This window comes from Paenarthrobacter sp. NyZ202 (genome assembly GCF_049860755.1).
Taxonomy (GTDB): Bacteria; Actinomycetota; Actinomycetes; order Actinomycetales; family Micrococcaceae; genus Arthrobacter.
The window spans coordinates 369,106-382,176 of record NZ_CP187556.1 but is presented as its reverse complement, the minus strand read 5'-3'; the positions used below and the strand labels follow the sequence as shown (position 1 = coordinate 382,176).

14 protein-coding genes are annotated in these 13,071 nt (G+C 65.3%); 8 read left to right on the top strand and 6 right to left on the bottom strand.

Annotated features, from left to right (window positions below; genetic code table 11):
• Positions 1-15 precede the first annotated feature (15 nt).
• The 3 genes from ACPFL9_RS01880 to ACPFL9_RS01870 form a co-directional block, all read right to left on the bottom strand.
• A complete protein-coding gene (locus tag ACPFL9_RS01880; protein ID WP_426005490.1) occupies positions 16-2,379 on the bottom strand; it encodes a glycoside hydrolase family 65 protein in 2,364 nt (787 codons plus the stop codon).
• 30 nt (positions 2,380-2,409) lie between these two features.
• Entirely contained in the window at positions 2,410-3,135 is a 726-nt protein-coding gene (locus tag ACPFL9_RS01875; protein ID WP_426005489.1) for an HAD family hydrolase, read from the bottom strand.
• Between the two features lie 405 nt (positions 3,136-3,540).
• On the bottom strand, positions 3,541-4,167 hold the full coding sequence (locus ACPFL9_RS01870) for an alpha/beta hydrolase (RefSeq protein ID WP_426005488.1): 627 nt from the start codon (positions 4,165-4,167) through the stop codon (positions 3,541-3,543).
• A gap of 26 nt (positions 4,168-4,193) precedes the next feature.
• On the opposite strand from ACPFL9_RS01870, the gene ACPFL9_RS01865 reads away from it, so the two are divergent.
• Entirely contained in the window at positions 4,194-4,616 is a 423-nt protein-coding gene (locus ACPFL9_RS01865; protein WP_426005487.1) for a helix-turn-helix transcriptional regulator, read from the top strand.
• Positions 4,617-4,664: 48 nt separating this feature from the next.
• Positions 4,665-5,066 carry a VOC family protein gene (locus tag ACPFL9_RS01860; protein ID WP_426005486.1) on the top strand — a complete coding sequence of 134 codons (402 nt, stop codon included), beginning with the start codon at positions 4,665-4,667 and terminating at the stop codon, positions 5,064-5,066.
• A gap of 75 nt (positions 5,067-5,141) precedes the next feature.
• On the opposite strand, the gene ACPFL9_RS01855 is transcribed toward ACPFL9_RS01860, so the two are convergent.
• The 3 genes from ACPFL9_RS01855 to ACPFL9_RS01845 form a co-directional block, all read right to left on the bottom strand.
• Positions 5,142-6,275, bottom strand: a complete 1,134-nt coding sequence (locus ACPFL9_RS01855) for a glutamate--cysteine ligase (protein ID WP_426005484.1) — start codon at positions 6,273-6,275, stop codon at positions 5,142-5,144.
• A 38-nt stretch (positions 6,276-6,313) separates the two neighbouring features.
• Positions 6,314-6,772, bottom strand: coding sequence for a hypothetical protein (locus ACPFL9_RS01850; protein ID WP_426005483.1), 459 nt, complete (start codon positions 6,770-6,772; stop codon positions 6,314-6,316).
• A gap of 297 nt (positions 6,773-7,069) precedes the next feature.
• Positions 7,070-7,843 (bottom strand): GAF and ANTAR domain-containing protein, encoded by a 774-nt coding sequence (locus tag ACPFL9_RS01845; protein WP_426005481.1) that lies wholly within the window; start codon positions 7,841-7,843, stop codon positions 7,070-7,072.
• A 172-nt stretch (positions 7,844-8,015) separates the two neighbouring features.
• Here ACPFL9_RS01845 and ACPFL9_RS01840 point away from each other — a divergent pair, with 172 nt between their 5' ends.
• The 6 genes from ACPFL9_RS01840 (at position 8,016) to ACPFL9_RS01815 (ending at position 13,063) form a co-directional block, all read left to right on the top strand.
• Positions 8,016-8,447 carry a hypothetical protein gene (locus tag ACPFL9_RS01840; RefSeq protein WP_426005480.1) on the top strand — a complete coding sequence of 144 codons (432 nt, stop codon included), beginning with the start codon at positions 8,016-8,018 and terminating at the stop codon, positions 8,445-8,447.
• A gap of 55 nt (positions 8,448-8,502) precedes the next feature.
• The gene (locus ACPFL9_RS01835; protein ID WP_426005479.1) at positions 8,503-8,706 is read left to right on the top strand and encodes a hypothetical protein; all 204 of its coding nucleotides are present in this window, start codon (positions 8,503-8,505) and stop codon (positions 8,704-8,706) included.
• On the top strand, positions 8,703-8,900 hold the full coding sequence (locus tag ACPFL9_RS01830) for a hypothetical protein (protein ID WP_426005477.1): 198 nt from the start codon (positions 8,703-8,705) through the stop codon (positions 8,898-8,900). The genes ACPFL9_RS01835 and ACPFL9_RS01830 overlap by 4 nt, the downstream gene beginning before the upstream one ends.
• A gap of 319 nt (positions 8,901-9,219) precedes the next feature.
• A complete protein-coding gene (locus ACPFL9_RS01825; protein ID WP_426005475.1) occupies positions 9,220-10,011 on the top strand; it encodes a DeoR/GlpR family DNA-binding transcription regulator in 792 nt (263 codons plus the stop codon).
• On the top strand, positions 10,008-10,994 hold the full coding sequence (locus tag ACPFL9_RS01820; RefSeq protein WP_426005474.1) for a 1-phosphofructokinase family hexose kinase: 987 nt from the start codon (positions 10,008-10,010) through the stop codon (positions 10,992-10,994). Before ACPFL9_RS01825 ends, ACPFL9_RS01820 begins: the two co-directional genes overlap by 4 nt.
• 2 nt (positions 10,995-10,996) lie before the next feature.
• Positions 10,997-13,063, top strand: coding sequence for a PTS fructose transporter subunit IIABC (locus ACPFL9_RS01815; RefSeq protein WP_426005473.1), 2,067 nt, complete (start codon positions 10,997-10,999; stop codon positions 13,061-13,063).
• Positions 13,064-13,071: the final 8 nt, after the last annotated feature.

Sequence of the window (13,071 nt, the reverse complement as noted above, 5' to 3'; positions counted from 1 at the left end):
CACCCGGCCATGGCCTTAGGCGGGCTTGCCAACGATCGGAAGTCCCGCCGTCGGGAAGGTACTGGGAAACACCGACGGCGGCGGGACCGGTACGGCGTCCAGCGGCACCGTCACGGTGTCCGTGCCGACCGTGACGCGCTCGCCGCGGACATCCACGGCCAGCGGCTCCAGGCTGTAGCCCCCCGCGGGTTCAAGCGCCAGTGCGATGGAACCCTGGGACAGCTCGACGGAGAGCAGCCTGCCCTGGACCTTGAGGCGGAACGACAACCCGTCCCATTCGGACGGCAGGCGGGGGTCGAAGCGGAGCACCTCGCCCTGGTCCCGCATGCCCGCGAAACCGCACACCAGGGAACTCCAGATGCCGCCGGTGGAGGCGATGTGCACGCCGTCGATCGTGTTGCCGTGGGAATTGTCCAGGTCGATGAACAGCGCCTCGGTGAAGTGCTTCAGCGCGACATCGCCATAACCGACTTCGGCGGCCATGATGCCCTGCACGCAGGCCGACAGCGTGGAGTCGCCGGTGGTGATGGGATCGTAGAAGTCGAACGCGCGCTGCTTTTCCTCCGCCGTAAAGTCCTGCCACTGCAGGAACATGGCCAGCACCGTGTCGGCCTGCTTCAACACCTGGTGCCGGTAGATGACCAGCGGGTGGAAGTTCAGCAGCAGCGGGTACTTTGAACGGGGCGTGTTCCAGTCCCACGGCTCCAGCGTCATGAAGTCGTTGTCCTGGCTGAAGACCTGCAGGTGCGGATCATAGGGCAGCGACATGCGCTCGGCAGCCTGCCGCCACACCATCCGTTCGGTTTCGGCGATGCCGTGGTGGTCGAGTTCCGCAGCGGCACGGAGGTTAAACCGTGCCATGACGTTGGTGTAAAGGTTGTCGTTGACCACGGCGGTGTATTCATCCGGTCCGGTGACACCGTGGATGTGGAACATGCCGTCCTTGCCGAAGAACCCCAGGGATGCCCACATCCGGGCCGTCTCGATCAGGAGCTCAGCCCCCACCTCCGCGGTGAACCCGGCGTCGCCGCTGGCCCACCGGTAGCGGTTGGCGGCAAAGGCGATGGCTGCGGCGATGTGGAACTGCGCCGTGCCTGCTGCGTAGTACGCACTGGCCTCCAGGCCGTTGATGGTCCGCCACGGGAACAGGGCGCCGTCAACGCTGAGCTCCTTGGCGCGCACCCTGGCATCGGGAAGCATCGCATGCCGGGACTCGAGGACTTTCCGGGCGCCCTCGGGGTTGGTGTACGTCAGGTAGGGCAGGAGGTAGACCTCCTGGTCCCAGAAGTAGTGGCCTTCGTAGCCCGAACCGCTCACGCCCTTGGCCGGGATCCCCGCAACTCCGGCACGGGCCGTTGCCTGCGCCAGCTGGAAGAGGCCCCACCGCACGGCCTGCTGGAGTTCGGGCTGCCCACCGATCGCCACGTCCGCGGTGGTCCAGTACTGGTTGTAGTGAGCTTGGCTCTGGGCGACGATCTCGCTCAACTGCACGAGCCGGGACTCGGCCTCCAGGGCCAGGCTTTCGCCGCGGTCATCGGCGTCGTCCGCACCGGCTACCACGTAACTTGCCGTCTTCTCCAAACGGAACGGCTCGGCGTCGCTGATGGCCAGGACGTACCGGACCGAGGACTCGTCCTCGGCAACCACCGTTTCGAACGGCTGGCCCTCCACGGAAATCCAGTGGTCCACGGCTACTGCAATCCGCTGGCGGGACTCGGCGGTTTCCCATGCCAGGCGCAGCGACCCGTCCGCGCCCTGCAGGTGCAAAGGCAGGAGCACACGGCCGGCGTGGCGGCCGGAGCGGCGCGGGTCATGGACCGAGTGGTCCTCCACCGGCTGGTCCTGGCGATTGACCACGGCCGAGGTGATGTCCGCAGAGACATCCCGGTCCGCGCTCACCGTCAGTTCCAGGCCAAGGCACCCGCGTGAATCGAACCCGACTGCCCGGCGCTCCACCGTGGTCACGGTGGCGCCGGAGCGGCAGGCCCACGTGGTGCTTTCCTCATAGACTCCCGTAGAAAAGTCCACGCTGCGGTAGTAGTCGAGCACCGTGGACTCGGCCAGGCTCAGGGCCTCGCCGTCGATCGACACGGTGAAGTTGTTGGCGTCCGGAACATACACGATCCGCTGGCCCGTCCTCGCAAAACCGTAGGCGTTCTCAGCGTGCTTGATATCCCAAATCTCGTGGAACCCGTTGATGAACGTCCCCGGAAGTCCGCCGTCGCCGCGGGTCGAATGTGCGCCGCGGATTCCCAGGTGGCCGTTGCCGAGGGTGAACAGCGTCTCCAGCGTCCCCTCGTCACCGGGGACGTGGATGTTCTCCACAAGCTTCCACGGTTCACACGGGAAGCGCAGCCGATCGGAGCTGATGAGTGCCATGGGCTCTTGGTGTCCTTCGAAAAAGTAGTGTCAGAGAAGGTCGCTGAGGTCGTCCACCACCAGCGTGGCTCCGGCATCGAGCAGGGCTTGGCGGCCCGCTCCCCGGTCCACGCCGATCACGGCCTGGAAGTTGCCTGCACTGCCGGCCTGGACACCGGACACGGCGTCCTCCACCACAATGCACTCCTCCGTGGGAACACCCAGCAGCGACGCGGCATACGTGAACGTTGCCGGGTCCGGCTTTCCGGGAAGCCCGACGGCGGCAGCCACCTGGCCATCCACCACCACCTCGAAGTGGTGGTCGAGTCCGGCGGCCTTCAGCACAGCGGGAGCGTTCCGGGATGACGACACGACCGCTACCTTCAGTCCCGCCTCCACCGCTGCATTGATGAACTTGACCGAGCCTGGGTACGGGTCCACGCCACGGGTGTCCACGATCGCATTGAAGATCGCATTCTTGCGGTTGCCGAGGCCCTGGACTGTTTGGCTGGTGGGGGCATCGTCCAGGGGACCTTCCGGCAGGGTGATGCCGCGGGAGGCCAGGAAGTCCCGGACCCCGTCAAAGCGCGGCTTGCCGTCGATGTGGTCGAAATAATCGCTTTCGCGGTAGCCCGCGGGGTGGCCGGCTTCGGCGAGGTAGCCGTCGAAAAGTTCCTGCCACGCCTGTTCATGCACCACGGCGGTGGGCGTCAGCACGCCGTCGAGGTCGAACAGGAGCGCAGCAGCGCCGGTCCAGGCAGTATGGAGGTCAGTCATATGCAAAAGTCCGTTTCAGCGCCGCAGGGCGCATCTTTTAATTCGGTGTTCGATGGGCTTTTAAGGGGCAGGTGTTGGGGTTCTGCTGCCGGGGGCCGTGCCACGCAGGTGGTGCGGTGGACTGGACGGCTCTGCGCCCGGGCCCCGGGGGCCCGTCATCGATGCCAACGACCATTGTCCCACGGAAGATTCCCCCGGGATACATCCGGGCACATGCAGCTAACGGTGTTCACTGCATGGAGTGCGGCCTCCAATCGCTGCCGTCGGTTCCTGTTGCCGGCTGTTGGGGAGCCGCAAGCCAAAAGTGTAAGCGCTTACAAATTCGTCATTCAACAGAGTATCCCCGGCCATCTGTATGTGACGGGAATCGCAAAAAAAAGATTGCTTCCGGCGGCGGTTTGCCGTCTAATCCGGAGCGTTCAGCACGTAGAAGCGCAGGAAGGCGCTCACGTCCACCAACTCCGGCGGTTCGATCCTGTGCCCCATGCCGGGATAGGTCCGTGCCGTCAGCGCCACGTTGGCGTTGAGCCACTCCTCCGTGTGGGCGATCGCGTCCTCGTTGATCACCGGATCAGCCTTGTCCCGGCCCCAAAAGAACGGCGGCGGCGTGTCAAAGGACTCGCTCAGGGCCAGGAGGTCGTTATCCAGCACAAACCCGGACAAGCCCACCGTGGCTTTGAAGGCATGGGGGCGGAGCCGCAGGAGCGTGCTGGCCATGGCCATGCCCTGTGAATAGCCGAGCAGGCTGACGCTGCTGTGGTTGCCCTTGACCGAGCCGATCCAGTCGAACACCCGGTTGGTCGACGTGATGACATCGGCGAAATCGTTGGTGAGGAAGTAGTCCAGCAGGAACCAGCCGTAGTGGTCCCCGATCACCATCGGCCCGCGCAGGGCGGCGCACGTGAACTCCTTGGGCAGGTGCGGAAAGAGTTCCACCATGCGCTCCTCACTGGTGCCGTAGCCGTGCATCATCACCAGCAACGGCGTGCCTGCGCGCTCGTTTTCAGGCTTCGACCAAACCACTGAATCCATGGACCCGAGCCTAGTAGACTGACCGCATGACACCGCAGGAACTGGCCAACCTGGCCCATCTGCGGCGTGCCCGGGACTTCATCGACCGCGAGTACGCACGGCCGCTGGACGTACCCACCATGGCCGCCGGCGCACTCATGTCGCCCGCCCACTTTTCCCGCCAGTTCAAAGCGGCGTATGGCGAATCCCCCTACAACTACCTCATGACCCGGCGGATCGAGCGCGCCATGGCCCTGCTCCGCGCCGGAGCCAGCGTCACCGATGCCTGCATGGAAGTAGGGTGTACCTCCCTGGGTTCCTTCAGCTCCCGCTTCAACGAAATCGTGGGAATGACGCCCAGCGAATACCGCTCCCGCGAGCACCAGGCCGTCAAGGCCATGCCCACCTGCATCGCCAAGCAGCACACCCGGCCGGAACGGAAGAAGGCCGAAACAGCCGCCACCAGTTGAGCAGGATCGGAGAAGCGCCGGCCAGGCCACTGCAATAGCGTGTGGGACATGAACATCTCACTGAAATACGCACACATCACCGTCAACGACATCGACGAGTCCCTGGCCTTCTACCGGGACGCACTCGGCCTTGATGTCAGGAACGACGTCGGCTCTGACGGGCAGCGTTGGGTGACCCTCGGCAGCGAGGCGCAGCCGGACCTTGAGCTGGTCCTGTCCCCGCCGCACGCCGGGCGATCCCAAGCAGACGGGGACGCCATCCAGGAACTCCTCACCAAGGGCGTCATGCCCATGCTCGTCTTCGCGACCGACGACCTCGACGGAACGTTCGAGAAACTCCGGGCGTCCGGCGCGGAAGTCCTCCAGGAGCCCATTGACCAGCCGTGGGGTCCCCGCGACTGTGCCTTCCGCGACCCGTCCGGAAACCTGATCCGCATCAACCAGGGCTGAAGCACGCCAAGCGGGAGGCGGCCGTGGCACCCGCGGCGGCCTCCCGCCGTCGTGCGCCCTTGGACGGCGGGGCAGTTACCGGCGTGCGAGCCCTACATCGGACCGCTGGCCGTCCTGATTGGTGGTGGCGATCGCGGCACTGACCACGTCCGCCAGCCGTAGGCGGCGAGCGTAGGCCTGGCGCTGCAAACGCTCACCCGTGCCGCGTTTGAGGATCCTGGCCAGGCCGGACCGTGCGGTTCCCAGGTCGCCCGTGCCGGTCAGCGCCTTCCGTACGTGCCGCAGCAGAGCCCCCACCACGTCGGCTGCGGGGTAGGGCACCTGCTCCAGCGGATGCAGCAGTTGGTCGCCCATGCCAAAGCGGCTGGCGCGCCAGTTGGACATGCGCAACACGCTGGTCAAAGCGTTCGACGGCGGCGCCCCCTGCCGCCATTCCCCCGCCGCGGTTTCCACCAGGGCCCGGGCGATGACGGCGATGGTCAGCGCATCCTCCGCGTACAGGCAGACGTCGGCAATACGCAGCTCCACGGTGGGTTGCCCGCGGGAAAGGCGCGCGTCGAAGTAGATCATGCCCTCATCCATGGGTACCCCGGTGGCCAGCAGCTCCGCGAGCACTGTCCGGTACCCCTCGGCCGAGCCGAACACGTCCATGGGGCCGGCGGTGGGCCACCTGTTCCAGATCTGCGTCCGATAGCTGGCAAAGGCTGTGTCCGCGCCCATCCAGAAGGGAGAATTCGCGCTCAGGGCCAGCAGGACAGGCAGCCAGTGGCGTATCCGGTCCAGGACGGCAACTCCTTCGTCCTGGGACTCGATGGACACATGCACGTGAAAGCCACACGTGAGCTGCTCACGGGAAATGAGGCCGAACTCCGCCCCCATGGCGGCGTAGCGGCGGTTGCCCAGGGTTGGTGTTGCATGGAAGACCGGTGGCGTGGCCAGGGCTGCCACCCTGGCACCCACTGCCCGCGCAGCCGAATCGGCCAAGGCCCGGCCCAGCACGATCTCCTCCCGAAGGTCGGATGCCTTGCTGCAGGGCCGCGAGTTCACTTCAATCTGTTCCTGCTTGAACTCGGATTTAAGTTTCGGGGACTCATCGGGCCCCTTGCCGGATCCTGCGGCGACATCCAGCATCCCGGTGGCAAGCGCCAGCGGGGTTCCGTCCACCGGATCGGCAATGAGCAACTCTTCTTCGACGCCGAACGTACGCATGGCCACCCTCCCCTGTGGATGTGGATCAAAGACGGCACTCAGCCGACGTGGCGCGGCACCTCCATCTGGAAGCCGCAACGGCAGTGCAGCACCTGTGTCTGGAGATAGACCTCCAACAAGCTCGGGCCATCCGGATCGCCAGTGGTCCGGGGAGCCTCAATCACGCGTTCGGCGGGGCGGCCCAGCGTCATGGGTTCACCGCAGTGCGTGCAGCTGAACCACAGTCCGGCCGCCGAGGTGGCGAGGAACTCCGCCTGAATGCTGGGGACGAGCTCTGCCAGGCGGACTGCGTGGGCGTAAAAAGTGTCACATTCACTGCAGGTGTAGCTGACTTCCACCAGCTCGGACTGGTTGGGGGCAGCTTCCACCACTGTTTCAACAAAAATATAGGAATCGGTTCCGCACACTGTGCACCACGGCCGGGTGTCACTGGGGGCCGGTTGTGCCCCGGGTCTGGTTGCGGGTTCCGGGGCGGGAATCGGGGATCCAAGCGTCATTGCCATTCTCCTTCAAGCACATTTCCACTGTGCAGTGGTTCCGACACATTCCCTTGCGGGGGCGCATTGAGAGCGTCGGGAAGAAGCAGATTGCTCCTGGTGAAAGCGGCGCGGAATGCACGCGGGTCGCCGGCCGAGGAAGGCCACAGCTGGGGCGTGCAGTTCAGGGACCATTTCCGGGATGGCTCCAGGTCGCGGGGCTTCAAGGGCTATCGGCTTAACCCACTAAGAATGTAGATCACCAGTGGCGGACCCCACAAGATGCAGGGTTGACGGGAAGCGCTCCCCAACGCTGCCTCAGGGCTCGAAATGGGAGACCGGCGCCTCGTTCGCCATCGCCCGGATCAGCTGCTCGGCCACGTCCCTCAGTTTTTGGTTACGGCCATTGGAGGCCTTGGTCAGGATCTGGAACGCTTCCTTCTGGCTGCACCGGTTCTGGCCCATGATGATGCCGCAGGCGAGGTCGATCACCGTGCGTGACTGCATGGCGTCACGGAGGTCGTCGGCATGCTGCTGCTTGGTGCCGATCCGCACTGCCAACCGCAGGGAACGTTCCGCCTGCCCGCCGTAAAGTTCGCATTCCCGGATGGTGGCAGGATCAAACACCCCGGCCTTGGGTGCGAAAAAGTTCAATGCAGCCGTTGCGCCCTCGTCCAGGGTGACCGGAACGCAAAGGACGGACAGGTGCCCGCGCTCAGCGATGACAGAGCAGTAATCGCTCCACCGCTGATCCACGGAAGTGTCCGGCACATGCACCGTGGCCCTGGATCTCATGGCCTCCAAACACGGTCCGTCTCCGTACGACTGCTGAACCTCGTCGATCAGGCGGGCTTCCTTGGTGCTTCCGGCCACGGTTGCTGAACGGCGGCGCCGGTTCAACGTGATGCCGCAGAGCACGTCCAAACCAACGGCGGCGGACACGGCGGCAGCCGAAAAGACGGCCAGATCCTCGAGGAATCCGTTGACGTCGTCGCTGTCGATGACCAGATCCTGCAGCTGCTCAGGGATCGAAATATCGTCCGGCACCACCGCGTCGTTACGGCCTGCGTATTCAACGTTCATTTCGTCCATGATTCAGATTATGTCGCCAACTGCGCCCCGCGTCATTCTTTGCGGATACTGGCAAAGAATCCTTGCATCCACGGTGCACCTATGTGCACAATCTAGCTACAGTCCGCCCCACGGACCCAGGCGTACGCTCATGCAGACGGGCACCCGCATTCACATGCAAAGGTGAATACCCATGCCGGCCCAGCCAGCGTCGAGAGTCCCGGACGAAGCCCACCAGCCGCCCGACGAACCTCTCTGGTGCCCGCAGTGCAATACAGACCAGCACCTGCTGGTGGGCACCATCCAGCAGCACTACCCGCCGGCCACCACCACGCTTGATGTGGATTATGACTGCGCCGCCTGCGGGAACTCCTATCTCCGGACCGCCACAGTGCAGCGTGTGGCCATGATCCTGAACCGGCCCGGCTCCTCCCACAGCGTCTTCCAGTTCGGCGGCCAATACCTCCACTGCGGCGCCCCCATGAAAACCAGGAGCTGCGAGCTTCGGCGGATCCAGGCCACGGCGGCAGTGCGTCCAGGCAGCAGCGCCCAGCTTTATGAAGTCCACATCAACACACGCGTCCTGGGATGCAGTTGCGGGTTCCGCATGGAATTTCCCGACTGATGGCCGGCGGAAACCTCCTGCGGCAGCATCCAAGGACCTACCGGAAGAAGACAGCATGAAGGCAGACAAGCGAAGGAAAGAGTCACTGGCGACCGGTTCCGATTCGAGGTCCGGCAAGCACAAGCTTCCGGACCCACCCGACCCGGACAACCTTCCCATCGACTACACCAACGGCTGGGACTCGAGCCGGTTCCCCACCAGCGCGCCCAGGAGCCTCCGGCCACAACACCTGGGGCACCGCAGGAACAACAAGCCGTGAGCGGCAACTCCCCGGGCGCTGGCGGCGCGGGAACCCCGGACCTGACGAGCGCAGACCCCGCCGTCGAGCCGGACCCTGCCATCCAGTCCCGCCAGCGGGAACCTGCTCCCACTCCGGAACCCGTTCCCCTGCCCGAGCCCGGGCCGCCGCCAGTACCCGAACCGGACCAGATACCGGAGGACGACCAACTTTAGAAGAAGGGCCTGGCTGCGGGAGCCGCCGGGCCAGTGGAACCGCAGGGGCGCCGGCTCCCGACAGTTCCACCGAATGACCGGGTCCTGCCAAATCCCCCAGTCAGGACCCGACGAGGGCACGTCGCGCTACAGGGAGCGCGACGTGCCTTTTCGTTTGCCCTGCACACGCCTGATCCTTCGCATCATCAATCTTTGTTTGTGTTGGTTTCTCTTGACTTACCCGCATAAACAAAGATAGAGTCAAGCAATTCCACATTGTTGTGACAGCAATCACTCACAGTGGATGCACGAAAACAGGCATTACCGCAATGGAGGGTAAGTGTTCGCCGAAGAGCGCCAACAACTGATCTCCGCACTCGTCGCAGAGCGCGGACGCGTGAGCGTTACCGAGCTCGCCGACCGGTTCAGCATCACCACCGAAACCATCCGCCGCGACCTCGCGGCCCTCGAGGTTTCCGGCAACCTGCGCCGTGTGCACGGCGGCGCAGTCCCCTCGGACCGGCTCAGCACCCGCGAAGAAAGCATCCTGGAGCGCGCCATTCAGCGCCAGGCCGAAAAACTCCGCATCGCAGCAGCCGCCCTTTCCATGATTCCCGGACCCACCACCGGCAGTGTCCTGCTCGATGCCGGTTCCACCACGGAAACCCTCGCCGACCTCCTGGCCCAACGCACGCCGGCCAATGGGTCAACGGACGACCTCGTGGTGATCACCCATGCCATTCCCATTGCCGGCAAGCTGTCTGCCACTCCCGGTGTTGCCCTCCAGATCCTCGGTGGCCGCGTCCGCGGGCTGACACAGGCGGCAGTGGGCCAGTCCACCGTGGAGGCCGCTTTCAAGCTCCGGCCGGACATCGCGTTCGTCGGTGCCAACGGCATCCACGCTACGTTCGGTCTCAGCACCCCCGATCCCGAGGAAGCCGCCGTCAAGGCAGCCTTCGTCAAGTCAGCCCGCCGCGTGGTGGCACTGGCCGACTCTTCCAAGCTGGACGCCGAAACCCTGGTCCAGTTCGCCACTTTGAAGGATGTGGATACCTTGATCACAGACAGGGAGCCCTCCGCGGAACTCGCGGCAGCCCTGGCCGACGCCGGTGTAGACGTGGTGGTCGCATGATCGTCACGCTGACCGCCAACCCCAGCCTTGACCGGACAGTTGAACTTCCCGGGCCGCTGGCCCGCGGAGAAGTGCAGCGCGCGGTGGCCGTCCATCAGGAATCGGGCGGAAAGGGCGTCAATGTGTCCCGGGCGCTCGTGGCCTCCGGCCTCGAAACGCTCGCGGTTCTTCCGGGCGACGACTCGGATCCGGTCCTTGCCGGACTGCACGACGGCGGTGTGCCCTTTGCCGCGCTCCCCATCGGTCAAGCGCTGCGCAGCAACGTCACGCTCACCGAACCGGACGGCGTCACCACCAAGATCAACGAGCCCGGCCCGGAACTGAGCGGGGAACAGCAGGAGGCCCTGATCGGGCTGCTGCTTGAACGCTCGCGTGGCGCCAGCTGGGTGGTCCTGGCCGGCTCGCTCCCACCAGGAGTGCCCGCCGACTTCTATGCCACCATCGCCCGCCGGCTGCGTTCCCGGGCCGATGGGATCGCCGCTCCAGGCATCGCCATCGACTCGTCCGGGGCTCCCCTCGCGGCAGCACTGGAAGGTGACGCCGCCGGAAAGCCGGATCTCCTGAAGCCCAACGCCGAAGAGCTCGCAGAACTCGCTGCGGCGGCAGGCTTCGCCACTGTCTCCACCGCTGACGAACTGGAAGCAGACCCGGCCAAAGCCGCCCAAGCTGCTGCCGCCGTCGTTCACAGCGGTGTGGGTGCCGTACTCGCAACGCTCGGATCCAAGGGCGCAGTGCTGGTGACGGCAGACGGAGCGTGGCTTGCCACGCATCCGCCGATACAAGCCGTCAGCACTGTAGGTGCCGGCGATTCGTCCCTGGCCGGCTACCTGCTGGCCGCAACCAAAGGTGGTTCCGCCCCGGACTGCCTCCGTCAAGCCGTGGCCCATGGTGCCGCCGCTGCTTCGCTGCCGGGCTCCACTGTCCCGGCAGTCCACCAGACAACCCCAGACGCCGTTACCATCACGGCCCTCCCGAAGGACTAACAGTGACCCAGCTGATCACACCCCAATTGGTCACCCTCGACCAGAACCTGGGCGATGCCCCCGCCGACGTCATCCGTGTCCTGGCCGGCAAGGTTGCCGCCGCTGGCCGTGCCTCCGAGGTTGAAGGGCTCTTCACCGACGCCTTTGCCCGCGAGCAGAAGACGGCCACCGGCGTTCCCGGCGGCATTGCCATCCCGCACTGCCGTTCCGCCGCCGTGACGGAACCCGCCCTGGCCATGGCGCGGCTCTCCCACAAGGTGGACTTCGGTGCAAAGGACGGCCCTGCGGACCTCATCTTCTTCATTGCAGCCCCCGACGGCGCTGACCAGGAACACCTGAAGCTGCTCTCCAAGCTGGCCCGATCACTCATCAAAAAGGACTTCACGGCTGCGCTGCGTGCGGCTTCCTCTCCACAAGAGATAGTCGAGCTGGTAGATGGCGCTTTGAGCGATAAGCCGAGTTCCGGCGGAGCCGGTGATGGGGGTCGCGGAGTGGTTGGGCATCGCGAAGCGGGCACGACCCCCATCACCGGTGAAGCGACCCCGGCCGGACCCAAGCGCCTCGTGGCCGTTACCGCTTGCCCAACCGGAATCGCGCACACTTACATGGCTGCCGACTCGTTGGTTGCCGCGGCCAAGGAAGCGGGTGTGGACCTGCAGGTGGAGACCCAGGGTTCCTCCGGCGCCAAGCCGCTGGACCCGGCGGTGATCGCCGCGGCAGATGCGGTGATCTTCGCCGTCGACGTCGACGTTCGCGGAAAGGAGCGCTTCGCCGGCAAGCCGGTCATCAACGCGCCCGTCAAGCGCGGCATTGATGAACCGGACAAGATGGTCCAGGAAGCCCTCGCCGCTGCCGATGACCCCCACGCACACCGGGTGGCCCATTTCGGTGCGGAGGAGCAGGCCGAGCGCGAGGCCGAGGAGAAGAGCGAGCACGTCGGCCAGAAGCTGAAGCGCGCACTCCTGACCGGCGTGTCGTACATGATTCCGTTCGTGGCCGGTGGCGGTTTGTTGATTGCGCTCGGCTTCCTCATGGGTGGCTACCTGATCACGGGCTTTGCCGACAAGATCGTTGTGGAGAACAGCATCTTCAACCTGCCCACCGAGTTCCCGGACAATGCCTGGGGTCCCTTGGGCGCCTACCTCGGTGCCGTCCTCTTCAAGATCGGCGCCCTGTCCCTCGGCTTCCTGGTCCCGGCACTGGCGGGCTACATCGCCTACGCGATCGCCGACCGTCCGGGTATTGCGCCGGGCTTCGTCGCCGGCGCAGTTTCCGGCTTCATGGGCGCGGGCTTCCTCGGCGGCATCGTCGGCGGTTTGCTGGCCGGCTACGTCGCCTACCAACTGGGCAAGCTTAACGTGGCCCGCTGGCTCCGTGGCCTGATGCCGGTGGTCATCATCCCGCTGATCGCGTCCCTGGTAGCGTCCGGGTTGATGTTCCTGATCCTCGGCGCCCCGATCGTCGCGCTGACCAACGCCCTCAACGCCGGGCTTTCCGGCCTGACCGGCGCGGGAGCCATCATCCTCGGCGTCATCCTTGGCCTCATGATGTGCTTCGACCTCGGCGGCCCGGTCAACAAGGTCGCCTACTCGTTCGCCGTTGCCGGCCTCGGCACCGCGTCCATCACCAACCAGGCTCCGTGGCAGATCATGGCCGCCGTCATGGCGGCAGGCATGGTTCCGCCGCTGGCCATGGCGCTGGCTACCGTGCTGGACAAGAAGCTGTTCTCGCTCGCCGAACGCGAAAACGGCAAGGCTGCCTGGCTTCTGGGAGCATCGTTCATTTCCGAAGGTGCCATCCCGTTCGCCGCCGCCGATCCGTTGCGCGTTATCCCGGCCAGCATGGTGGGTGGTGCCGTGACCGGTGCACTGTCCATGGCCTTCGCTGTCACGTCCAAGGCACCCCACGGCGGCCTGTTCGTTTTCTTCGCCATCGACAACTTCCTGTTCTTCTTCCTGTCCATCGCCGTGGGCGTGGCGATCACCGCACTGCTGGTCATAGCCCTCAAGCGCTGGGCCGTGAACAAGCCCGTCGAAGCGGAAGCGGTTCCTGCCACCGCAGGCGTCTGACCTTCCTG

What these genes read in the sequence shown, in the direction of transcription:
- ACPFL9_RS01860 (WP_426005486.1), top strand. Translation starts at nt 4,665, where the DNA reads ATGAACATCTCACTGAAATACGCACACATCACCGTCAACGACATCGAC.
- ACPFL9_RS01865 (WP_426005487.1), top strand. Translation starts at nt 4,194, where the DNA reads ATGACACCGCAGGAACTGGCCAACCTGGCCCATCTGCGGCGTGCCCGG.
- ACPFL9_RS01870 (WP_426005488.1), bottom strand. Translation starts at nt 4,167, where the DNA reads ATGGATTCAGTGGTTTGGTCGAAGCCTGAAAACGAGCGCGCAGGCACG.
- ACPFL9_RS01845 (WP_426005481.1), bottom strand. Translation starts at nt 7,843, where the DNA reads ATGGACGAAATGAACGTTGAATACGCAGGCCGTAACGACGCGGTGGTG.
- ACPFL9_RS01880 (WP_426005490.1), bottom strand. Translation starts at nt 2,379, where the DNA reads ATGGCACTCATCAGCTCCGATCGGCTGCGCTTCCCGTGTGAACCGTGG.
- ACPFL9_RS01820 (WP_426005474.1), top strand. Translation starts at nt 10,008, where the DNA reads ATGATCGTCACGCTGACCGCCAACCCCAGCCTTGACCGGACAGTTGAA.
- ACPFL9_RS01875 (WP_426005489.1), bottom strand. Translation starts at nt 3,135, where the DNA reads ATGACTGACCTCCATACTGCCTGGACCGGCGCTGCTGCGCTCCTGTTC.
- ACPFL9_RS01840 (WP_426005480.1), top strand. Translation starts at nt 8,016, where the DNA reads ATGCCGGCCCAGCCAGCGTCGAGAGTCCCGGACGAAGCCCACCAGCCG.
- ACPFL9_RS01855 (WP_426005484.1), bottom strand. Translation starts at nt 6,275, where the DNA reads ATGCGTACGTTCGGCGTCGAAGAAGAGTTGCTCATTGCCGATCCGGTG.
- ACPFL9_RS01850 (WP_426005483.1), bottom strand. Translation starts at nt 6,772, where the DNA reads ATGACGCTTGGATCCCCGATTCCCGCCCCGGAACCCGCAACCAGACCC.
- ACPFL9_RS01835 (WP_426005479.1), top strand. Translation starts at nt 8,503, where the DNA reads ATGAAGGCAGACAAGCGAAGGAAAGAGTCACTGGCGACCGGTTCCGAT.